Genomic DNA, 21,313 nt, shown 5'->3' with positions numbered 1-21,313 from the left:
TTTCCCGCAAGCCGCCGGGGGAAGCACCGGCGCACGTTTGACACTTCGAGGCGGGGGGACGCGGAGTCCCTGGCCGGCCGCGCGCCCGGCCCCGTCCACCGGACCCCTACCGGAGGCCGTCGTGACCACCCAGACCGATACGGAACTGCACGCACTCGCCCGACAGCTGCGCGTCGACGCCGTCCGTGCCGCGGACGCCGCCGGCTCCGGCCACCCGACCTCGTCGATGTCCGCCGCCGACCTCATGGCCGTGCTGCTCGCCCGCCACCTGCACTACGACTTCGCCCGCCCCGACCACCCCGGCAACGACCGCTTCATCCTGTCCAAGGGCCACGCGTCACCGCTGCTCTACGCCGCGTACAAGGCGGCCGGGGCCATCGGCGAGACCGAACTGCTCACCTTCCGCCGGCTCGGCAGCCGGCTCGAAGGGCATCCGACCCCGCGCCGGCTGCCCTGGGTCGAGACGGCGACCGGCTCGCTGGGCCAGGGCCTGCCCGTCGCCGTCGGCACCGCTCTCGCCGGACAGCACCTCGATCACGCCGGATACCGCGTGTACGTGCTGTGCGGGGACAGCGAGCTGGCCGAGGGCTCCGTGTGGGAGGCCGCGGAGATGGCCGGACACGAACACCTCGACCACCTCGTCGCGATCGTCGACGTGAACCGGCTGGGCCAGCGCGGCCCCACCCGGCACGGCCACGACCTCGACGCCTACGGACGCCGCTTCCGCGCGTTCGGCTGGCACACGGTGGAGATCGACGGGCACGACGTCGCCGCGATCGACCGCGCACTCGGCGAGGCCCGCGCCACCGTCGGGCAGCCCACGGCGATCCTCGCGCGCACCCTCAAGGGCAAGGGCGTCGCCGAGGTCGAGGACAAGGAGGGCCGGCACGGCAAACCGCTGCCCGACGCCGCCGCGGCGATCGAGGAGCTCGGCGGGGACCGCGCCGTCCACGTCGCCGTGGCCCGGCCGCCCGCCGTGCAGGTCCGCCACCCCGAGCGGCGCGACCGTGTCGACCTGCCCCGCTACGAGGTCGGCGACGAGGTGGCCACCCGCGACGCCTTCGGCCGGGCCCTCGCCGCGCTCGGCACCGCGCGCGGCGACGTCGTCGTGCTCGACGGCGAGGTCGGCGACTCCACCCGCGCGGACCTCTTCGCCGAGGACCACCCCGAGCGGTACGTCGAGTGCTACATCGCCGAGCAGCAGCTCGTCGCGGCGAGCGTCGGCATCGCCTCCCGGGGCTGGACCCCGTTCGCGGCCACGTTCGCGGCGTTCCTGACCCGCGCCCACGACTTCCTGCGGATGGCCGCCGTCAGCAACGCCTCCGTCAACCTCGTCGGCTCGCACGCCGGTGTCGCCATCGGACAGGACGGCCCCTCCCAGATGGGCCTGGAGGACCTCGCCATGTTCCGTGCGATCCCCGGCTCGACCGTCCTGCACCCCTGCGACGCCAACCAGACGGCCTGGCTCACCGCGCGCATGCCCGACCTGGACGGCATCCGCTACCTGCGCACCCTGCGCGGCGCCACCCCCGTGATCTACCCGCCGCACGAGGACTTCCCCGTGGGCGGCAGCAAGGTGCTGCGCTCCGGGGACGACGACCGCGTCACGATCGTCGGCGCGGGCGTCACCGTCCATGAGGCGCTGCGGGCCGCCGACCAGCTGACCGAGATCGGCATCCCCGTACGCGTCATCGACCTGTACTCGGTGAAACCCGTGGACCGGGAGACCCTGCGCGAGGCGGCGGACGCCACCGGCTGTCTGCTCACGGTCGAGGACCACCATCCCGAGGGCGGCATCGGCGACGCCGTGGCCGAGGCCTTCTCCGACGGCTCCCCGACCCCGCGCCTGGTCCGCCTCGGCGTCCGCACCATGCCCGGCTCGGCCACCCCCGAGGAGCAGCTGCACGAGGCCGGGATCGACGCCGCGTCGATCGTGGCCGCCGTCGAACTGCTCGTCGAGCACGAGATCACACCGGCCGGCGCCGGACGCGTCTGACCCGATTCTCGTCAATTGCCTTGTATCTGACTGTGGTTGAGGTTTGCCCGGAGTGTTCCGGGTGACCCGGAGGGGGCCATGACCAAATCGGAGAAGACACCGGACACAGGGGCGGGCGCCGAGCCCGACCCCGGGGAGGTCCTGCGCGCGGCGCAGGGCCAGCTCGCCGGACTCCTGGGCCAGGAGGCCGAGTCGGTCTCCTCGTTCGCCCGCTCGGAGGACGGCTGGGAACTGGACGTCGAAGTCCTCGAACTGCCCCGGGTCCCCGACTCGACGAGCCTGCTGGCCAGTTACCGCGTCAGCCTTGGCCCGGACGGGATGCTGACCGGCTACCGGCGACTGCGCCGCTACGAGCGCGGCCGGGCCGAGCCGCACCCCTCGGCCGAGCGCCCCTGACCGTCCCCGGTTTTCCGCCCCCCAGCCCACGACGCTCGAAGGAGGAGCGGTCCCATGACCGTCGTCCCCGCACAACCGCCGGCCGGCGCCTCAGGCGCGCGCGGCACGAGCGGACTGTACGACGTACTCGAACTCGTCCTGGACCGAGGGCTGGTGATCGACGCCTTCGTCCGCGTCTCGCTGGTCGGCATCGAGATCCTGAAGATCGACGTCAGGGTCGTGGTCGCCAGCGTCGACACCTACCTCCGGTTCGCCGAGGCCTGCAACCGGCTCGACCTGGAGGCCGGGCCGAAGCGGGATCCCGGACTCCCCGACCTCGTCGGCGAGATCACCGAGTCCGGCGCCCGCGGCAAGTCCAAGGGCGCGCTCACCGGCGTCGCGGAGTCCGTCTCGGACGCCTTCGAGGAGGCCCGCGAGAAGACCCGCGGGAAGAGCCGCGACACGACGCCGGAGCCGCAGGAGGAGGAGCGCCGCGCCGCGCCCCAGCGGACCAAGCGCGCCGCCGCCAGCCGCCGGAAGGAGGAGCGGGACTGATGACCGGCACCTACGTCTACGGCATCGTCAGCGCCGAACATCCCGCGCTCCCCGACGACCTGGCGGGCATCGGCGAGCCGGCCCGCACCGTGCGCACCGTCACCGAGGGCCCGCTGACCGCCGTCGTCAGCGAGGCGCCCGACGGACTGCGCCCCAAGCGGCGCGATCTGCTGGCCCACCAGAAGGTCCTCGCCGACGCCGTGCGCGGCGGGCCGGTGCTGCCCATGCGGTTCGGCAGCGTCGCCCCCGACGACAAGGCCGTCGCGGAGGTCCTCTCGGAGCGCTCCGAGCACTGGCTGGAGCGGCTGAGCGCCCTGGACGGCAAGGTCGAGTACAACGTGAAGGCGCAGCACGACGAAGAGGCCCTGCTGCACCTGCTGATGGCCGAGAACGCCGAGATCCGCGCCCTCACCGAGGAGAACCGCAAGGCGGGCGGCGGCAGCCAGGAGGACCGGCTGCGGCTCGGCGAGACCGTCGTCGCCGCCGTCCAGGAACGCGAGGCGCGGGACGCGGCCGAACTGCAGCGCCTGCTGGAGCCCGGAGCCGAGGCGGTCGCCGCGGGCCCGGGCGGCACCGGCGGCCTGGCGAACCTGTCGTTCCTGGTCGACGAGCGCGCCTCCACGCCGCTGCTCACCGCCGTCGCGGAGGTGCGGCGCACCCGCCCCCACCTCGAACTCAAGGTCACCGGGCCGCTGCCCCCGTACAGCTTCGTCGAGCCGGGCCCCGCGCCGCCCGCCGAGCCGGAGTGACCCGTGGGGCTCCTCACGGAAGCGCTCCTGCTCCCGCTCGCGCCCGTACGCGGATCCCTGTGGGTGGTGCGCCAGGCGTTGGCGGAGGCGGAGCGGCAGTACCGGGACCCGGCGACGGTGCGCGCGGAACTCGCCGCGCTCGAAGCGCGGCTGGTGTCCGGGGAGATCGACCAGGAGACGTTCGACCGTGTCGAGGACCAGCTCCTCGACCGTCTGGAGGGACTGTGAACCGAACAGCGCTCGGCCTCGCGATCGGGGCCGGATACGTCCTGGGACGGACGAAGAAGATGAAACTCGCGCTGGCTCTCGGCACGATGGCCGCGGGCCGGCACGCCCAGCTCGGCCCGCGCGCGCTCACCGAGTTCGTGCAGAAGCAGCTCGCGGACAACCCGCAGGTCAAGAAGCTCGGCGAGCAGCTGCGCACGGACCTGGGCGGGGTCGGGCGCGCGGCGTCCGGCGCCCTGGTCGAGCGCCGCCTTGAGTCCCTCGCGGACAGCCTGCACGAGCGCACGCGTGACGTGCACGAGCAACTCACCGGTGTGGGCCGCACGGTGACGGACGCGGGCTCGGAGGACGGGGTGGAAGAGGAGGAGGAAGAGGAGAACGCCGGGCCCCGGAAGAGGCGGGTGCCGGCGCAGAAGACGGCCGAGAAGGCGTCCGCCAAGGCGCCGAAGAAGTCCTCGTCCTCGTCCGCGCGCAAGCCCGCCGCACGCAAGCCCTCCGCCCGGAAGCCCGCCGCCGAGAAGTCCTCGGCGAAGCCGGCGGCCGAGCGCCCCGCCCGGACGGCCGCCCGCGCCTCGAAGGGAGGCGGCCGGCGTGACTGACACCCGCACGGACAGCGCCCTGGGCGGCCTCGCCAAGAGCGCCGCCGCCGACCACCTCAAGGCGGAGCTGCGGGACTACCTCGCGGTACGGGCCGAGCACCTCCTCGTCGGAGCGGGCCGCAAGCTCGGCGAGACGACGGCCCGGCTCGACGACATCGCCGACGGGAAGAGCCCCGGGCCGGCCCGCCTGGTCCTGGACGGCGGTCGCAAACTCGCCGAGGGCAAGGGGCCGTTGCGCGGTGCCCTCGAACTCGGCGCGAGCCGCCTCAAGGAGACCGTGGTCGAGACCGCCAGGAACCTCACCGGAAAGCGCGGCGGCGGCCGCAAGAGCGGCGCCGGTCACCGGCCCACCGTCATCCTGGAGTACGCCGACGTCGGCGTGGACCTGCGGACCGCGTACGACCAGTGGACCCGCTTCCAGGACTTCAGCCGCTTCGCCAAGGGCGTCAGGAGCGCGGAACGCGCCGACGACGTCACCTCCGACTGGCAGCTCAAGATCTTCTGGTCCAGCCGGAGCTGGAAGGCGCACGTCACCGAGCAGATACCCGACGAGCGGATCGCCTGGACCTCCGAGGGCGCCAAGGGCACGACGAAGGGCGTCGTCTCCTTCCACGCGCTGGGCGACCGGCTCACGCGCGTGGTGCTGCTCGTCGAGTACCACCCGCGAGGCCTGTTCGAAAAGACCGGCAACCTCTGGCGCGCCCAGGGCCGCCGCACCCGCCTCGACCTGAAGCACTTCGCGCGGTACGTGACGCTGCGCGGCGAGACGCAGGAGGAGGGCTGGCGCGGCGAGATCCGGGACGGCGAGGTCGTCCTCAGCCACGAGGACGCCGTCGCGGACCAGGAGGAGCCCGAGGACGCGGAGCAGGAGTACGGGGAGGAGGGGGAAGAGTACGAGGAGCGGTACGAGCCCGAGCGCGAAGGCGAGGAGGACGACCGGGACTACGAGCAGGACGACGGGGACGAGGGAGACGACGAGGAGTACGACCCCGAGGAGGAGCCCGAGGACGACGCGGCGGAGTACGAGGAGGCGCCGCGATGACCACGATGGCCCGCACCCCGAACCCGTACGGCGGCGAGAGCGCCAACCTCGCGGACATCCTCGAACGCGTCCTCGACAAGGGCATCGTCATCGCCGGAGACATCCGGATCAACCTGCTCGACATCGAACTGCTCACGATCAAGCTCCGGCTCGTCGTCGCCTCGGTCGACAAGGCGAAGGAGATGGGCATCGACTGGTGGCAGGACGACCCAGCGCTCTCCTCCGGCGCGCGCCACAAGGAACTCGCCCGGGAGAACGCCGACTTGAGAGAGCGCCTGACCGCACTCGAAGGGGAGGGGGACACCGCATGACGACCCCCGACGCCCACCTGCGCTACGTGTACGCCGTCTGTCGACCGCTGGGCGTCCCGCTGCGGGCCGGACTGACCGGCGTGGCCGGCGCCCCGCCGAGGGAACTGGCCCACCGCGGCCTCGTCGCGGTCGTCGGCGACGTCCCGGAACGCGACTTCGCGCAGGAGCCGCTGCGCGCACGGCTGGAGGACCTCGACTTCCTGGCGGCCACGGCCCGCGCCCACGAGCACGTGGTCACGGCGCTCGCGCGGGTGACGACACCGCTGCCGCTGCGCCTGGTCACGGTCTTCCGCGACGACGACGCCGTACGCGCCCTCCTGGAGGAGCAGGCCGACCTCTTCCGGGCCCGGCTCGACCGGCTCTGCGGACGGGTCGAGTGGGGCGTCAAGGTGTACCTGGAGCCGGCGCCGGAAGAACCGGAGCCGGCCCGGGACCCGGACCGCGCCGAGCGGACGGCCGCCCCGACCGGCCGGGACTACCTCCGCCGCCGCAGCGCCGCCCGCACCGCCCACGAGGAGACCCTGCGCCGCGCCGAACGGGTCACCCAGGACCTGCACGCCGACCTGGCCGGGCGCAGCGCGGCCACCCGGCTGCACCGCTCCCAGCCCCCAGAACTCGCGGGCACCCGCGACCGCAACACCCTCAACGCGGCGTACCTGGTGGACCGTTCACGCTCCGCGGCGTTCGTGAAGCACATCGGCACGGTGGCGGACCGGCTGCCCGGCCTGCGGGTCGAGCTGACCGGCCCCTGGGCCGGCTACTCCTTCACCGGAGAGACGGAGGACGAAGGGGACGCCGCGTGACGGCGGTGGAGCGGCGCGAGATCGCCCTGGTCGACCTCCTCGACCGGCTGCTGGCCGGCGGGGTCGTCCTGACCGGAGACATCACCCTGCGCATCGCCGACGTCGACCTCGTCCGCATCGACCTGAACGCCCTCGTCAGCTCGGTCGGCGAGGGCGTGCCCGCACCCTGGCCGGAGGCGTCATGAACCGCCCGTCCCCGCGCGTCGAACTCGACCGGGACACCGTCGAACGCGACCTGATGAAGCTCGTCCTGACCCTGGTGGAACTGCTGCGCCAGCTCATGGAGCGGCAGGCCGTCCGCCGCTTCGAGAGCGGTGGACTGACCTCGGAGCAGGAGGAGCGGATCGGTCTGACGCTGATGCTGCTCGACGACCGGATGACCCAGCTGCGCGAGCGCTACGGCCTGCGGCCCGAGGACCTGAACATCGACCTCGGACCGCTCGGCCCCCTGCTGCCGAGGCAGTGAACTCCTCGGCACATACGCTCATGTGACGGAGCGCCTGCCTACTTGCGGCACAGGATCTCCCCGTGCGGCACCATGAACCACGCGTCCTCCCGCGTGCCCCAGACCCGCCACGCCTCGGACACCGCGGCCAGCTCCTCGCGCGTCGCGTGGCCGCCCTCGATCGCGCGGTCCGCGTACGCGGAGGCCAGCGTGCGGTCCGCCCACAGGCCGCTCCACCAGTCGATCTCGTCCGGCGCCGCGTAGCACCACACGCTCGCCGACGACGTGACGTCCGCCGCGGCGTAGCCGGCCTCCAGGGCCCATGACCTCAGGCGCCGCCCCGCGTCCGGCTCGCCGCCGTTGGCCCGCGCGACCCGCTGGTACAGGTCCTGCCAGGCCGTCATGCCCGGCGACTGCGGGTACCAGGTCATCGCCGCGTAGTCCGACTCCCGTACGGCGACGATGCCGCCGGGCTTCGTGACGCGCCGCATCTCGCGCAGGGCCTGCACCGGGTCGCCGACGTGCTGCAGCACCTGGTGCGCGTGCACGACGCAGAACGTGTCGTCCGGCCAGTCCAGCGCGTGCACGTCGGCGGTGGTGAAGTCGACGTTCGTCAGGCCCCGTTCGGCCGCAGTGGCGCGGGCCGTGTCCAGGATGCCCTCGGCGTGGTCGGCGCCCGTGACATGTCCGTCCGGGACCAGCGCGGCCAGGTCCGCGGTGATGGTGCCGGGCCCGCAGCCGATGTCCAGGACCTTCATGTGCGGCTTCAGCGAACCGAGCAGGTACGCCGCGGAGTTGGCGGCGGTGCGCCAGGTGTGCGAACGCAGCACGGACTCGTGGTGGCCGTGGGTGTACACGGCGGTCTCCTGCGGCATGGCCCGGTCCTTTCACGGAACGACGGCTCGCCCGGAGCGGACGCCCCGGGGTGTGTGATCACCGTACGCCTGAACGGCCGCATGATGAGATACCCGTCTTGATATATGGACACCGGTGCGAGGCGTGTGGACGTCAGAGACCGGTCGGCGGGCAGTACACGCGCAGCCCCTCGTGTTCCTTGTGCACCGTCAACTCGCCGTGGCACACCGTCACTTCGCCGTCGTAGGCCAGAGGGGTGCCGGGAGTCACGCCGTCGACGCGGAGCTCGGTGAGCCGGGTCGCGGCGTGGAACGGAGAGCGGGACAGCGGGCCCGCGAGGGCCGCTGCGAGCAGGCGCAGACCCGGCAGCCGGCCGCCGTCCACCGTGCGGACGTCGAGCAGCCCGTCGGCGAGATCCGTGCGCCGGCCCGTCGTCAACCCCATGCGCCGGTACGTGCAGTTGCCCGCGAACAGCAGCCACAGCGGACGCCTCCGGCCCTTGGCGAGCACCTCCAGCGGATGGTCCCGGCGCAGCACGTGCACCGCCGCCACGACGTCGGCGAGCGGACCGCCGACCCGCCCGGACCAGCGCTCGCGCTCACGCACCAGCTCCGGATACGCGCCCAGGCTCAGCGTGTTGAGGAAGATTCCGGACGTGTCGCCCGAGCGGAACCGGCCCACGTCCACGGCCACCGCCTGGCCCCGCTCGACCGCCCGCACCAGGTCCCCGGCGTCCTCGATGCCCAGGTCGTACGCGAAGTGGTTGAGGGTGCCGCCGGGCAGGACCACCAGCGGCAGCCCGTGCCGGACCGCGACCCCGGCCGCCGTGTTCACCGAGCCGTCGCCGCCCGAGACACCGAGCGCGCGGGCCCGCGGCGCCGCCTTCTCCAGCTCCGCGGCGAGCTCCGCGCCCGTGCAGTGCACGAACTCGGCGCGGGGCAGCGCGTCCTCCAGCGCCCGGACCCGCTCGGGGCTCCCCGCCTGGCTGTTCACCACCATCACGAGACCCTCGCCGCCCGGCAGTGCCGGCACCCCGTCGACGACCGGCTTGCCGGGCGACGGCAGCTGGTCGCGGGTCGGCACCAGACCGCGCAGCGCGTACGCGGCGCCCACGCCGAGCGCCGCGCCCGCGACGACGTCCCCGGGAAAGTGCGCGCCCGTGTAGACCCGGGACGCCGCCACCGAGAACGCCACCGGCGCGAGCACCGCGCCCCAGCCGCGCGACTCCAGCGCCACACCCGTCGCGAACGCCGCGGCCGACGCCGAGTGCCCCGAGGGGAACGAGGTAGTGAACGGCTGGCGGTGCAGCTGCCGTACGAGCGGCACCGCGTCCAGCGCGGGACGCGGCCGGCGCACCGACCGCTTGCCGAGCGTGTTGATCGTCGCGGAGGCCAGCGCGAGCGAGGCCACGCCGCGCACCGCCGCGCGCCGGGCCCGGGGCGAACCGGTCGCCGCGAGGGCGCCGCCCGCCGCGAACCACAGCGCGCCGTGGTTCGCGGCCCGGCTCAGCCGCGGCAGGATCCGCTCCGCGCCGGGCCAGTGGGCTCCGGCGGCGAACTCGAAGAGACGCAGGTCGAGGGCGGCGAGTCGGCCGCGCGGAGACCGGCCGGTGCCGGGTCCGCCCGTGCCCGTGGACATGAATGCACGCAGGGATCGCATGCGGGACCTCTACCCGCGCAGCCCGCGAGCACGTCACCCGGAATCCCGGGACCACCGGGACGGCGCGGGCCAGGACCGAAAGCCATTTGCCCGCGACACGCCCGGCCGCACAGAATGCGGAACCATGGGACATCTGGAAGCCGCGCATCTCGAGTACTACCTGCCGGACGGGAGGGCGCTGCTCGGTGATGTGTCGTTCCGCGTCGGAGAGGGCGCCGTCGTCGCCCTCGTCGGGCCGAACGGGGCGGGCAAGACGACACTGCTCAAGCTGATCTCCGGCGAGCTGCAGCCGCACGGCGGCGGCGTCACCATCAGCGGCGGGCTCGGCGTGATGCCCCAGTTCGTCGGCTCGGTGCGCGACGAGACGACCGTGCGCGACCTGCTCGTCTCCGTCTCCGGACCGCGCATCCGCGAGGCCGCCCGCGCCGTCGACAAGGCCGAGCACGCGATCATGACCGTCGACGACGAGGCCGCGCAGATGGCGTACGCGCAGGCCCTCTCCGACTGGGCCGAGGCCCACGGCTACGAGGCCGAGACGCTCTGGGACATGTGCACCACCGCCGCGCTCGGCATGCCCTACGACAAGGCCCAGTTCCGCGAGGTCCGCACCCTGTCCGGCGGCGAGCAGAAGCGGCTCGTCCTCGAAGCGCTGCTGCGCGGCACCGACGAGGTCCTGCTCCTCGACGAGCCGGACAACTACCTGGACGTGCCCGGCAAGCGCTGGCTCGAGGAGAAGCTGCGCGAGACCCGCAAGACGGTCCTGTTCGTCTCCCACGACCGCGAGCTGCTCGCCCGCTCCGCCGAGAAGATCGTCAGCGTCGAGCCCGGGCCCGGCGGGGCCGACGCCTGGGTGCACGGCGGCGGCTTCGCCACGTACCACGAGGCCCGGCGCGAGCGCTTCGCCCGCTTCGAGGAACTGCGCCGCCGCTGGGACGAGAAGCACGCCCAGCTCAAGAAGCTCGTGATCAACCTGCGGCAGGCCGCCGCCGTCTCCCACGAGATGGCGTCCCGGTACGCGGCCGCCCAGACGCGGCTGCGCAAGTTCGAGGAGGCCGGGCCGCCGCCCGAGCCGCCGCGCGACCAGGACATCACCATGCGGCTCAAGGGCGGCCGCACCGGCGTGCGCGCCGTCACCTGCCAGGGCCTGGAGCTGACCGGCCTCATGAAGCCCTTCGACCTGGAGGTCTTCTACGGCGAGCGCGTCGCCGTCCTCGGGTCCAACGGCTCGGGCAAGTCGCACTTCCTGCGGCTGCTCGCCGGTGACGCGTCCGTGGCGCACACCGGGGCCTGGAAGCTCGGCGCCCGCGTCGAGCCCGGGCACTTCGCCCAGACCCACGCGCACCCCGAGCTGCAGGGCCGGCCCCTGCTCGACATCCTGTGGCGGGACCACGCCAAGGACCGCGGCGCGGCCATGAGCCTGCTGCGGCGCTACGAGCTCACCGCGCAGGCCGAGCAGAAGTTCGAGCGGCTCTCGGGCGGGCAGCAGGCCCGCTTCCAGATCCTGCTCCTCGAACTGGCCGGGGCGACGGCTCTCCTCCTGGACGAGCCGACGGACAACCTCGACCTGGAGTCGGCCGAGGCGCTCCAGGAGGGGCTGGAGGCGTTCGAGGGGACGGTGCTGGCCGTGACCCACGACCGGTGGTTCGCCAAGTCCTTCGACCGTTTCCTCGTCTTCGGCTCCGACGGCAAGGTCCGCGAGACGGCGGAGCCCGTGTGGGACGAGCGGAGGGTCGAGCGGGCCCGCTAGCGCCCTGGCTCCGCCGGTTTCGTCGCCGGGTGCGGCCCGGTGGGGGCTGGTCGCGCAGTTCCCCGCGCCCCTGAAATGCGTGGCGCTTCGCGCCGCATTTCCGCGGGGAACTGCGTGACCAGCCCCCACCGGCCGGTGATTGCCAGCCGTCCGGCGGAGTCACGGCGCGCCGGGATCCCGCCCGGATGCCACCCTGGGGGCAGGCGAGACCCAGGAGGCCCGATGGCGCGTGCGGAGGACCGGGGACCGGTGCGGTACGGGCCCGTGCTGCCCGAGCCAGGACTCCCCGTACTGCCGGAACTGAGCGCGATCGTCGCCGCGGCGGCCGGACGCGCGACCCCCGAACCCCCCGGCGGCCCCCCACCCCTCCTGGAAGCCGCCGGAGGCTACTGGCTGCGCCGGGGCCTGCCCACCGAACGCACCCAGGTGGCCGCCGCCCCCGGAGGGGCCCCGCTCCTGCTCGCCGTCACCGCCGCGCTCGGCGGCGACGTCCTGGTGCCCCGCCCCTGCCCGGCCTGGTGGGTGCCGCAGGCCCGGCTGCTGGGCCGGGACGCCTTCCACGTGCCGACGCCCGCCGAGTGCGGCGGCGTCCCGGACCCGTACGCCCTGCTGGAGACGGTGCGCCGGGTGCGGGCCGAGGGCGGGGACCCGCGCCTGCTCGTCCTGGCCGTCCCCGACGACCCGACCGCGACCGTGGCGCCCCCCGAGGTGCTGCACGAGGCGGTGGAGGCCGCCGTGGGCGAGGGCCTGCACGTGGTGAGCGACGAGACGTGGCGGGACACCGTGCACCCGGGCGCCGACACCGTCCTGTTCGGGCCCGCCGAGATGTACCCGGACGCCGTCACCGTGCTCACCGATCTGACCGGCGCCTTCCTGCCGCCCTCGCTCCCCGCGGCCTGCGCCCGCTTCCCCGCCACCGCCGCGGGCGCCCGGCTCGCCGACCGGGTCCGCGACATCCTCACCGCGACGGGCGCCCTCCTCGCCGCCCCCGCCGCGGCCGCCGCGGGACACGTCCTGGGCGAACCCGACGCGGTCACCGCCCGCCGCGTCGCCGCCGTCGCCCTGCACGCCCGGCTCGCCGGCGCCCTGCACGAGGCCGTCCTCGCCGCCGGAGCGCTGGCCCGGCCGCCGCGCGCGGGCCGGCACCTCTACGCCGACCTGGAACCGCTGCGCCCCCACCTGGCCGCCCGCGGCGTCACGGACGCCCAGGAACTGGAGGACCACCTCACCGGCCGGCTCGGCATGCCCGCCCCCGGCGGCCACCGCTTCGGCGACACCCCGGCCGCGCTGCGGGTGCGCCTCTCCACGGGGCCGCTGGTCGGATCAACCCCCGAGGAGCGGGCCGCGTCTCTCACCTCACCGGAGCCCCTGGAATTGCCGCATGTGGAAAGGGCGTTGAGCATGGTCGGGTCGACGCTCGGCGACATCCGCGGCGAGCCGGGCCCGGCGGGCCCCGCGGGCGGCGGACCGGCAGGCGAGGGATGGGAGTACCGGCGATGACGCAAGCCTCCGAAGCGCCGATGACGGAGGAGCCCGCTCCGCGGGCCGATGCCACGGCGGTCCGGCCGCCCCTCGCCGAGCCGCGGCCGCTCGGCGGGGGAGCGGACGCCCTGCGGATCCCGCGCCGCTGGCCCAAGTCCTTCGCGCACCGGCTCACCGCGCCACTGCCGGGCCTGCGCGGCTTCGCCCGGTTCGCCCGCGAGGGCCGGGTGCGGCCCTCCGCCGAGGGCCTGGCCGACATCCCGAACCTGCCGTTCGCGCCGGGTCCGCTGCCCGACGTCGACGCCCGCACCGCGGCCGTCACCTGGGTCGGCCACGCCAGCTGGATCATCCGGGTCGGCGGCCTGACCGTGCTCACCGACCCCGTCTGGTCCCGCAAGATCCTCGGCACCCCGGCCCGGGTCACCCCGCCCGGCATCGCCTGGAGCGCGCTGCCGCCGGTCGACGCCGTCGTCATCAGCCACAACCACTACGACCACCTCGACTGGCCCACCCTCAAGCGCCTGCCGCGCGACACCCCGGTCCTGGTCCCGGCCGGTCTGGCCCGCTGGTTCACCCGGCGGGGCTTCACCCACGTCACGGAGCTCGACTGGTGGGAGGCCGCCGAGCTGAAGGGCGTCCGCTTCGACTTCGTCCCGGCCCACCACTGGTCCAAGCGCAGCCTCACCGACACCTGCCGCACCCTGTGGGGCGGCTGGGTCCTCACCGACCGCGACGGGCGGCGGATCTACTTCGCGGGCGACACCGGCTACGGCCACTGGTTCCGGGAGATCGGCCGCCGCCACCCGGACATCGACCTCGCCCTGCTCCCCATCGGCGCCTACGACCCGCGCTGGTGGCTGCGGGACGTGCACTGCGACCCCGAGGACGCGGTGCGCGCCGCGCAGGACGTCGGCGCCCGCCGGATGGCGCCCATGCACTGGGCCACGTTCCTGCTGTCGGCCGAGCCGGTGCTGGAGCCGCTCACCCGGCTGCGGGCCGCCTGGGAGCGCGCCGGCCTGTCCCGCACCGCGCTGTGGGACCTGCCGGTGGGCGGCTCACGCGTGCTGACCACCTGACTCCCGGCCCCGCAGCCGCCGCCACAGACCGGGAGCCACGCTGATCACCAGGGTGAGCGCCACCGCCGCGACCACGCCCTGCCACGGCTCCGGGAACAGGGAGCCGCCGAGGATCCCGATCACCTGGTACGTCGCCGCCCAGGCCAGACAGGCCGGGACGTCGCCGCGGGCGAACCGCCGCAGCGGCATGCCGGCCAGCAGGCACGCCAGCATCACCGGGATCCGTCCGGCCGGCACGAGCCGCGACAGCACCAGGACGAGCACCCCGTGGTCGGCCAGCTTGTCCTGGGCCTGCGTCAGCCGCTCCTCCGGCGCCCGCGACCGGATCGCCTCCAGCCACCGCGACCCGCCCCGCGACCTCATGCCGCGCCGCCCCAGCCAGTACAGGACGACGTCGCCGAGGAACGCCGCGAAGGAGGCGACGAGGAACACGAACAGCAGCGACAGCGGCGCCGTCTGATGGAACGCCACGACCGCGGCCGAACTCACCAGCGCGCCCGTCGGCACCACCGGGACGAGCGCCCCGATGAACACGAGCAGGAACAAGGACGGGTAGCCGACGGCCTGTTGAGTGGACTCCGGCGCCACCTGCGTGGCGGTGGCGAGGATCAACGGGCCACCTCCGGACGCACGCTCTCGCCGTGCCCCAGCCGGTGCACCGCCACCTCCGGCGCCGCCAGCGCCGCCTGCCGCACGAACTCGTCGCCCGGCGCGTGGAACTCGTGCGGCCGTACCGCGTCCATCCCGATCGGCCAGTACGTCCCGTAGTGCACCGGCACCGCGCTGCGCGGCCCGATCCGGACCAAAGCCTCGGCGGCCCGCGCCGGATCCAGATGGTGCGGGCCGAGGTAGGGACCCCAGCCGCCGACCGGAAGCAGCGCCACGTCCACGGCGCCCACCGCCTCCGCCATGCCGTCGAACAGGCCCGTGTCGCCCGCGAAGTAGGTCCGGGCCTCGCCCGTCACCACGTAGCCGAGCGCGGGGGAGCGGTGCGGGCCCACCGGGAGCCGCCGCCCGTCGTGCTCGGCGGGCACGGCCCGCACCGACACACCGCCCGCCTTCACCACGTCACCGGGCTCGACCTCCGTGATCCGCAGCGCGTCCAGCCGGCGCAGCCCCGGCACGGAACGGCGCGCGCCGCGCGGCACGAGCACCTGTGTGCCGGGCGCGAGCCGCGCGAGCGACGGCACGTGCAGATGATCGGCGTGCAGATGCGAGACGAGCACGACGTCGGCACGGGCGGCGCTCGGCGGCGGGGGCGCGCCGCGCCGCCGCCGCAGATGCGCGAGGCGCCGCGTGAACAGCGGATCGGTGAGCACCCGGGTCCCCGTGTCCTCGACCGTGCACGTGGCATGACCCCACCAGGTGATCTCCACCGGCACCCGTTGCCTCCTCCGTGCGACTGCCCCGAGCCTACGTGCAGGAGTAGGGTCGAGCCCGAAAGACGAGGTGAGGGGGACACCATGGGCGCACCGGACGGTTCGGGACCAGGCCCGCTGCGGGTCGCGTCGATCGCCAGCCTGACACCGCTGGAGGAGCTGGACGCGGACCCGTTCCTCGTCGACTCCCGCAGCCAGCACGCCATGTGCGCCCGCTGGGCCGCCGAGCGCGGCTACGTCGTCACGCGTGAACTGCTCGTGCACGGACTGCGCCCCGACCACGAGGTGCTCTGGGACGACGTGGACGCGGGACTGGTCGACCTGTTCGTCGTCCCCTGCGACCGCGTGCTGAACGCGGCCCTCCGCTCGCCCGAGGCGTTCACCAAGGAATGTGCGCGGCGCGGGGTGCGGATGGAGACGGCGGGCCTGGCCGAGCCCGCGTACGACACGGAGATGAAGGCCCGCGTCCACCGCCGCCTGTCGATGCCCACCGCCGGGTACGACGGCTGCTGAATCCGGCCACGCCGGTGCGGCCGGACCGATCGGGCCCGGCCGTGTGAAAACCTGGCCGACGACAGGACGAACGGGGCGGATCGGGCGAGGGGAGCCGGAGAAGTGGCATCGGGCCGGTGGTGGCGGCGGGCGGCGAGCACGGTGTGGCGCTCCCTGACGGTGTGGGCCGCGAGCACCCTGACGATGATGGTCCTCGCCGGGCTGCTGCCCGACTTCCAGCTGCAGTCCGCGAGCGGCGACAGCATGACGCGGGTCGCGATGACCGCCGCGTCCGGCGCCGGAGCCTTCGCCGTCCTGTCCGCCCTGGTCTGGCCGATCCTGGTCCGCGCCCTGCTCCTCGTCCCGGCGCTCGTCCTCGGCCTCGTCGTCTTCTTCCTCAACGGCGGCGTGCTGCTCGTCGCCCTCCATCTGGTGCCCGACGGCCGGGGCGAGATCAACGCGGAGACCGCCGTCGTCGTGGCCGCCGTGATGTCCGCCGTCGCGTCGGCGACCGGCGGTGCCCTCGCCGTCCGCGACGACGACGCCTACCGGCGCCGCCTGTACCGGCTCGCCGCCCGCCGGCGCCGCAGGGCCGGACCCGACGCCGGCTGCCCGCCCACCCCCGGCACCGTCTTCCTCCAGCTCGACGGCGTCGGCCACGACCTCCTGAGGCGGGCCGCGGACCAGGACCTGATGCCCACCGTCGGCGCCTGGCTGCGCGAGGGCGGCCACCGGCTCACCCCCTGGCGCACCGACTGGTCCAGCCAGACCGGCGCCAGCCAGCTCGGCATCCTGCACGGCTCCACCTGGGACGTGCCCGCCTTCCGCTGGTACGAGAAGGACACCGGCGAGATCCAGGTGTCCAACCGCCCGACCAGCGCCACCGAGCTGCAGCGCCGCGCCGTCGAGCACACCGGCGACGGCGGACTGCTCACCCTCGACGGCGCCAGCCGCGGCAACCTCTTCAGCGGCGGCGCCGAGCAGGTCGCCCTCGTCCTGTCCGTCGCCGCGCGCCGCGGCAAGGAGAACCGTTCCCGCGCCGGCTACTTCGCCTACTTCTCCGACCCGGCCAACGCGGTGCGCACCGCCCTGTCCTTCTGCGCCGAGGTCGGCCGGGAGATCGGCCAGTCCACCCGGGCCCGCGTCCGCGGAGAGCGCCCGCGCGTCGGCCGCGGCGGGCTCTACCCCTTCATCCGCGCCTTCGCCACCGTCGTCGAACGCGACGTCGTCGTCGCGGCCGTCATCGGCGACCTCCTCGCCGGCCGCAGCGCCGTCTACGCCGACCTCGTCGCCTACGACGAGGTCGCCCACCACTCCGGCCCGTTCGGCCGCGACGCCGAGAAGGTCCTCGAACGGCTCGACCGCTCGCTCGCCCTGATCGCGAAGGTCGCCGAGCACGCGCCGCGCCCGTACCGCATCGTCGTCCTGTCCGACCACGGCCAGAGCCCCGGCGAGACCTTCCGCTCCCGCTACGGACTCACCCTCCAGGACCTGGTGCGGGCCGGCTGCGGGCTGCCCGTGCCGCGCAAGGTGCGGCGCACCCGCAGCGGGGCCGAGGCCAGGTCCGCCGTGCGCGCCGCCCTGCACCGGCCCGTCGAGCGCACCGAACCGCCCGTCGTCCGGGGACGGCGCAGCGAGCCCGTTGTCCTCGCCTCCGGCAATCTCGGCCTGGTCTCGTTCCCCGACGTGCCGCACCGCATGACGAAGGAGGAGATCGACCGCCGCCACCCGGCGCTCCTCACCACCCTCGCCCACCACCCGGGCATCGGCTTCCTGCTCGTGCGCAGCGCCGAGCACGGCGGCGTCGTCCTCGGCGCGCGCGGCGCCGAGGTGCCGGTCGACGATCTCGTCGACGGGAAGGGGCCGCTCGCCGACTTCGGCCCCGGCGCCGCCGACACCGTCCGCCGCACCCACGCGTTCCCGCACACCGCCGACATCATGGTCAACTCCTTCCACGACCCGGTGGACGGCGAGGTGCTCGCCTTCGAGGAGCAGATCGGCTCGCACGGCGGGCTCGGCGGCGCCCAGGGCCGGCCCTTCCTGCTCTCGCCGCCGGACCTGTCCCCGCCGGTCGCCGACGGCACCGAACTCGTCGGCGCCGAGCAGGTCCACCACGTGCTGCGCCGCTGGCTGCGCGAGGGCAGCGGCCCGCAGGTGCCGGTGGAGAAATCCCCGGCGGGCGGTGCCGGAATCGCATCTTTTACGGTCGCTCCCCCCGGGCAACGGGAGGAATCCGCCTGATTTGGCGGCCGGTGCCCGCCCGCCGGACCATGGGTCCTCGCCCGGCGATCCCGCGGCGCCCCAGCACGACCGAGAGGCACCCCCCACATGCACGACACCGGAACCTCACTCCAGGTCTCGGCGAAGCTCGACCAGGGGGAGGCCCCTCAGCCCCCGTCCGGTGACACGCAGAACGCGCGAGGCGAGAGCCGGCACACCCGCAGGTTCGGACTGCCGATCGCCACGGCCCTGGTCATGGGCAACATCATCGGCGGCGGCATCTTCCTGCTCCCCGCCTCCGTGGCCCCGTACGGCACGATCAGCCTGCTCGCCTTCGGTGTCCTCACCGTCGGCGCCATCGCGCTCGCCCTCGTCTTCGGGCGGCTCGCGCACCGGCACCCGAAGACCGGCGGTCCCTATGTCTACGCCCGTGAGGCCTTCGGCGACTTCGCCGGGTTCCTCGCGGCGTGGAGCTACTGGATCACCGCCTGGGTGTCGAACGCGGCGCTCGCCGTCGCCGCCGTCGGCTACCTCGACGTGCTGTTCCCGCTGAACGGCTCCACCCTGTGGACGATCGTCGCGGCTCTCGCCTGCCAGTGGCTGCCCGCCCTGTCGAACCTCGCCGGCACCCGCTGGTTCGGCGCGGTCCAGCTCGTCTCCACGATCCTGAAGTTCGCGCCGCTGCTGCTCGTCGCGATCGGCGGCCTGTTCTTCTTCGACGCCGACAACCTCGGCCCGTTCCAGGCCAGTGGCGACTCCGCGCTCGGCGCCGTCTCCGCGTCCGCCGCGATCCTGCTGTTCAGCTACATCGGTGTCGAGTCCGCGTCCGTCAGCGCCGGCGAGGTCCGCGACCCGCAGCGCAACGTCGGCCGCGCCACCGTCCTCGGCACCACGCTCGCCGCGCTGCTCTACCTGCTGTGCACCGTCGCCGTGTTCGGCACCGTCGCGCACGGCAAGCTCGTCGACTCCGACGCGCCGCTCTCCGACGCCGTCAACGCGATGTTCGGCGGCACCTGGGGCGGCACCGCCGTCGCGATCGCCGCGATCGTCTCCATCGTCGGCGCGCTGAACGGCTGGACGCTGCTCAGCGCCCAGACCCCGTACGCGGCCGCGAAGGACGGGCTGTTCCCCGCCGCGTTCACCCGGCGCAGCCGCGGCATCCCGACCTTCGGCGTCGTCGTCGCGGTGGCCCTGGCCTCCCTGCTGACCGTCTACAACTACACGTTCGGTTCCGCCGGGGTCTTCGAGACGCTCGTGCTGGTCACGACCTTCACGGCCACGGTGCCCTACCTCCTCGCGACCGCCGCGCAGATCTACTTCCTGCTCTCCGGCCGCCGCGACCGCGTCCGGCCGGCCCGCCTGGTCCGCGACATGGTGCTCGCCTTCGCCGCGTTCGGCTTCTCGATGTGGCTGGTCGGCGGAGCCGGATACGCGGCCGTCTACCAGGGCGTGCTGTTCCTCTTCGCGGGCGTCCTCGTGTACGCGTGCATGGCCGCCCGCAAGAAGCGCGCCGCCGGGACTCCGGCGCCCCGGGCCTGACCTCGGGGCGCCGGCCCCCGTCAGGACAGGTCGACCAGCGTGCCGATGCCCTGGCGGCGGGCCGCGTCGACGACCAGGCGGGCGGCGGCGACGTCCTGGATGCCGAGCCCCACGGAGTTGTAGAGGGTCACCTCGTCCTCCGCGGAGCGCCCCACGGCGCGGCCCGTGATCACGTCGCCCAGTTCGGTGCGGAAGTGGTCCTCGGTGATCGCGCCCTCGGCCAGCGGGATCAGCACCTCGCCCGACTCGCCGCACGCGACCGGGAAACTGTCCACGATCACGCGGCTGCGCACGATGCCGGTGGTGTCGATCTCCCGGTGGTCGGGGCGCGGCGGCGCGCCCACCGCGTTGACGTGCAGCCCGGGCCGGAACCATGCGCCGCGCACGAGCGGCTCGCGCGAGGGCGTCAGGGTGCACAGCACGTCCGCCTCGCGGGCCACCTGCTCCGGCCCGTCGGCGACCTTGACCGCGAACCCGGCCTCGCGGGCGTGCGCCGCGAACGCGTCGACCGTGGCCCGCGAGCGGCTCCACACCACCACCTCGTCGAGGTCGCAGACCAGCGCGTGCGCGGCCAGATGCGTCCGCGCCTGCGCGCCCGCGCCGATCAGACCGAGCGTGCGCGCCCCGGGCCGCGCCAGGTGCTTCGTGGCGACCGCGGACGCCGCGGCCGTGCGGACCTGGGTGACCGGCGCGCCGAACAGCAGCGCCTCGTACCGGCCCGTCTCGGGGTCGATCAGCGTGATGATCGACTGCTGCACCGGAAGGCCCCGCTCCGCGTTGCCCGGGGTGTCCGTCAGGAGCTTCACGCCGGCGCCGCCCAGCGGATCGACCGCGGCCGCCATCGGTATCAGCAGGCTCGCGTCGCCGGGCAGCGAGAGCGCCTCCCGCTCGGGCTGCCGGGCCGCGCCGGTGGACAGCGCCGTGTGGGCCTGCTCCACGGCGGCGATCACCTGCGCCATGTCGAGCAGGCCGGCGACCTGGGCGCGGTCGAGGACGAGCAGCGGCTTGCGGTTCACTTGCGCTCCTTGCAACGTACGGTTCGACGACAGTGACATGGTTAGCAGTCATCTGATGACTTTTTGAAGGGGTGGGAGTGAAGAAGATCGAGCGGGCCACTCTGGTCGAGGCGGTCACGAGCCGGATCAGGGACCGCATCACCAGCGGTGCGTGGCCGGTCGGCACCCGCATCCCCTCGGAGCACGAACTCGCCGCGACGCTCGAGGTCAGCCGGGTCTCGGTGCGGTCCGCCGTGCACGGCCTGGTCGAGGTGGGGCTGCTCGCCGCGCGGCAGGGCGACGGCACCTACGTCGCGGCCCGCGACGCGACCGAGGTGGCGATCCGGCGCCGGTTGGCCGAGGCGCCCCGGGGCGACGCCCGGGAGGTGCGCGGCGGCCTCGACCTCGTCGCCGCGGGACTCGCGGCGACGCGCCGCACCGACGCGGACCTCGCCGCGCTGCGCGACGCGCTGGCCCGGTGCCGGGCCGCGGCGGGGGAGACGCCCGACGAGGAGGCGTTCGTCGCCGCCGACGTGGACTTCCATCTCGGGGTGGCCCGCGCCGCCCACAACGAGCTCCTGTACGAGCTGTACGCGACCTTCACCGAGGCGCTCGCCGACAGCGTCCGCGAGAACCGCTGCCTGAAGGACGCCGCCGAGGGCGCGGAGGACCGGCACGAGGCACTGGCCGCCGCGATCGCGGCCGGTGACCCGCTCGCCGCCACGGACGCCGTGCTGACGATCCTCGGGTCCGTACCCGGCGCCTGAGC

Annotated in this window: 23 protein-coding genes; 18 read left to right on the top strand and 5 right to left on the bottom strand. The window is 74.3% G+C overall.

Annotation, left to right across the window (positions count from 1 at the left end; translation table 11 throughout):
* Positions 1–121 precede the first annotated feature (121 nt).
* The 11 genes from IAG42_RS06275 (at position 122) to IAG42_RS06225 (ending at position 7,121) form a co-directional block, all read left to right on the top strand.
* A complete protein-coding gene (locus IAG42_RS06275; protein WP_223205883.1) occupies positions 122–1,996 on the top strand; it encodes a transketolase in 1,875 nt (624 codons plus the stop codon).
* Between the two features lie 78 nt (positions 1,997–2,074).
* Positions 2,075–2,392 (top strand): gas vesicle protein GvpO, encoded by a 318-nt coding sequence (locus IAG42_RS06270; RefSeq protein WP_188336022.1) that lies wholly within the window; start codon positions 2,075–2,077, stop codon positions 2,390–2,392.
* A gap of 54 nt (positions 2,393–2,446) precedes the next feature.
* Entirely contained in the window at positions 2,447–2,926 is a 480-nt protein-coding gene (locus tag IAG42_RS06265; RefSeq protein ID WP_188336021.1) for a gas vesicle structural protein GvpA, read from the top strand.
* On the top strand, positions 2,926–3,675 hold the full coding sequence (locus IAG42_RS06260; protein ID WP_188336020.1) for a GvpL/GvpF family gas vesicle protein: 750 nt from the start codon (positions 2,926–2,928) through the stop codon (positions 3,673–3,675). Before IAG42_RS06265 ends, IAG42_RS06260 begins: the two co-directional genes overlap by 1 nt.
* 3 nt (positions 3,676–3,678) lie before the next feature.
* Positions 3,679–3,903: a gas vesicle protein GvpG gene (locus tag IAG42_RS06255; RefSeq protein WP_188336019.1), complete on the top strand. Its 225-nt coding sequence runs from the start codon at positions 3,679–3,681 to the stop codon at positions 3,901–3,903.
* The gene (locus IAG42_RS06250) at positions 3,900–4,499 is read left to right on the top strand and encodes a DNA primase (RefSeq protein WP_188336018.1); all 600 of its coding nucleotides are present in this window, start codon (positions 3,900–3,902) and stop codon (positions 4,497–4,499) included. Before IAG42_RS06255 ends, IAG42_RS06250 begins: the two co-directional genes overlap by 4 nt.
* Positions 4,492–5,541: an SRPBCC family protein gene (locus IAG42_RS06245; protein WP_188336017.1), complete on the top strand. Its 1,050-nt coding sequence runs from the start codon at positions 4,492–4,494 to the stop codon at positions 5,539–5,541. Before IAG42_RS06250 ends, IAG42_RS06245 begins: the two co-directional genes overlap by 8 nt.
* Positions 5,538–5,852: a gas vesicle protein GvpJ gene (gene gvpJ / locus IAG42_RS06240; protein ID WP_188336016.1), complete on the top strand. Its 315-nt coding sequence runs from the start codon at positions 5,538–5,540 to the stop codon at positions 5,850–5,852. Before IAG42_RS06245 ends, gvpJ begins: the two co-directional genes overlap by 4 nt.
* Positions 5,849–6,655: a GvpL/GvpF family gas vesicle protein gene (locus IAG42_RS06235; RefSeq protein ID WP_188336015.1), complete on the top strand. Its 807-nt coding sequence runs from the start codon at positions 5,849–5,851 to the stop codon at positions 6,653–6,655. Before gvpJ ends, IAG42_RS06235 begins: the two co-directional genes overlap by 4 nt.
* On the top strand, positions 6,652–6,840 hold the full coding sequence (locus IAG42_RS06230) for a gas vesicle protein (RefSeq protein ID WP_188336014.1): 189 nt from the start codon (positions 6,652–6,654) through the stop codon (positions 6,838–6,840). The genes IAG42_RS06235 and IAG42_RS06230 overlap by 4 nt, the downstream gene beginning before the upstream one ends.
* A complete protein-coding gene (locus IAG42_RS06225) occupies positions 6,837–7,121 on the top strand; it encodes a gas vesicle protein K (RefSeq protein WP_188336013.1) in 285 nt (94 codons plus the stop codon). Before IAG42_RS06230 ends, IAG42_RS06225 begins: the two co-directional genes overlap by 4 nt.
* A gap of 38 nt (positions 7,122–7,159) precedes the next feature.
* Here IAG42_RS06225 and IAG42_RS06220 read toward each other — a convergent pair whose 3' ends face one another.
* Both IAG42_RS06220 and IAG42_RS06215 read right to left on the bottom strand, forming a co-directional pair.
* Positions 7,160–7,975 carry a class I SAM-dependent methyltransferase gene (locus tag IAG42_RS06220; protein ID WP_188336012.1) on the bottom strand — a complete coding sequence of 272 codons (816 nt, stop codon included), beginning with the start codon at positions 7,973–7,975 and terminating at the stop codon, positions 7,160–7,162.
* Between the two features lie 133 nt (positions 7,976–8,108).
* Positions 8,109–9,593 (bottom strand): bifunctional phosphatase PAP2/diacylglycerol kinase family protein, encoded by a 1,485-nt coding sequence (locus IAG42_RS06215; protein ID WP_188336011.1) that lies wholly within the window; start codon positions 9,591–9,593, stop codon positions 8,109–8,111.
* 145 nt (positions 9,594–9,738) lie between these two features.
* Here IAG42_RS06215 and IAG42_RS06210 point away from each other — a divergent pair, with 145 nt between their 5' ends.
* The 3 genes from IAG42_RS06210 to IAG42_RS06200 all read left to right on the top strand — a co-directional run bounded on the left by IAG42_RS06210 (position 9,739) and on the right by IAG42_RS06200 (position 13,919).
* The gene (locus tag IAG42_RS06210; protein ID WP_188336010.1) at positions 9,739–11,361 is read left to right on the top strand and encodes an ABC-F family ATP-binding cassette domain-containing protein; all 1,623 of its coding nucleotides are present in this window, start codon (positions 9,739–9,741) and stop codon (positions 11,359–11,361) included.
* A gap of 222 nt (positions 11,362–11,583) precedes the next feature.
* Positions 11,584–12,861 (top strand): aminotransferase class I/II-fold pyridoxal phosphate-dependent enzyme, encoded by a 1,278-nt coding sequence (locus IAG42_RS06205; protein WP_188336009.1) that lies wholly within the window; start codon positions 11,584–11,586, stop codon positions 12,859–12,861.
* Complete coding sequence (locus IAG42_RS06200; RefSeq protein ID WP_188336008.1) at positions 12,858–13,919, top strand: MBL fold metallo-hydrolase; 1,062 nt, start codon at positions 12,858–12,860, stop codon at positions 13,917–13,919. The genes IAG42_RS06205 and IAG42_RS06200 overlap by 4 nt, the downstream gene beginning before the upstream one ends.
* On the opposite strand, the gene IAG42_RS06195 is transcribed toward IAG42_RS06200, so the two are convergent.
* Positions 13,899–14,531 (bottom strand): DedA family protein, encoded by a 633-nt coding sequence (locus tag IAG42_RS06195; RefSeq protein WP_188336007.1) that lies wholly within the window; start codon positions 14,529–14,531, stop codon positions 13,899–13,901. The two genes, IAG42_RS06200 and IAG42_RS06195, sit on opposite strands and share 21 nt — an antisense overlap.
* On the bottom strand, positions 14,528–15,301 hold the full coding sequence (locus IAG42_RS06190; RefSeq protein WP_188336006.1) for an MBL fold metallo-hydrolase: 774 nt from the start codon (positions 15,299–15,301) through the stop codon (positions 14,528–14,530). Before IAG42_RS06190 ends, IAG42_RS06195 begins: the two co-directional genes overlap by 4 nt.
* 81 nt (positions 15,302–15,382) lie before the next feature.
* On the opposite strand from IAG42_RS06190, the gene IAG42_RS06185 reads away from it, so the two are divergent.
* The 3 genes from IAG42_RS06185 to IAG42_RS06175 all read left to right on the top strand — a co-directional run bounded on the left by IAG42_RS06185 (position 15,383) and on the right by IAG42_RS06175 (position 19,549).
* Complete coding sequence (locus IAG42_RS06185; RefSeq protein ID WP_188336005.1) at positions 15,383–15,811, top strand: hypothetical protein; 429 nt, start codon at positions 15,383–15,385, stop codon at positions 15,809–15,811.
* A 102-nt stretch (positions 15,812–15,913) separates the two neighbouring features.
* A complete protein-coding gene (locus IAG42_RS06180; protein WP_262928307.1) occupies positions 15,914–18,031 on the top strand; it encodes a phage holin family protein in 2,118 nt (705 codons plus the stop codon).
* A gap of 87 nt (positions 18,032–18,118) precedes the next feature.
* Positions 18,119–19,549 carry an amino acid permease gene (locus IAG42_RS06175; RefSeq protein ID WP_188336004.1) on the top strand — a complete coding sequence of 477 codons (1,431 nt, stop codon included), beginning with the start codon at positions 18,119–18,121 and terminating at the stop codon, positions 19,547–19,549.
* A 20-nt stretch (positions 19,550–19,569) separates the two neighbouring features.
* On the opposite strand, the gene IAG42_RS06170 is transcribed toward IAG42_RS06175, so the two are convergent.
* Positions 19,570–20,565 carry an ornithine cyclodeaminase family protein gene (locus IAG42_RS06170; RefSeq protein ID WP_223205882.1) on the bottom strand — a complete coding sequence of 332 codons (996 nt, stop codon included), beginning with the start codon at positions 20,563–20,565 and terminating at the stop codon, positions 19,570–19,572.
* A 77-nt stretch (positions 20,566–20,642) separates the two neighbouring features.
* Here IAG42_RS06170 and IAG42_RS06165 point away from each other — a divergent pair, with 77 nt between their 5' ends.
* Positions 20,643–21,311, top strand: coding sequence for a FadR/GntR family transcriptional regulator (locus IAG42_RS06165; protein WP_188336002.1), 669 nt, complete (start codon positions 20,643–20,645; stop codon positions 21,309–21,311).
* Positions 21,312–21,313: the final 2 nt, after the last annotated feature.

Origin of the sequence: Streptomyces xanthii, assembly GCF_014621695.1 — a bacterium.
Lineage (GTDB): Bacteria > Actinomycetota > Actinomycetes > Streptomycetales > Streptomycetaceae > Streptomyces > Streptomyces xanthii.
The sequence above is the reverse complement of the archived record's forward strand: the minus strand, read 5'-3'. Positions and strand labels throughout refer to the sequence as shown.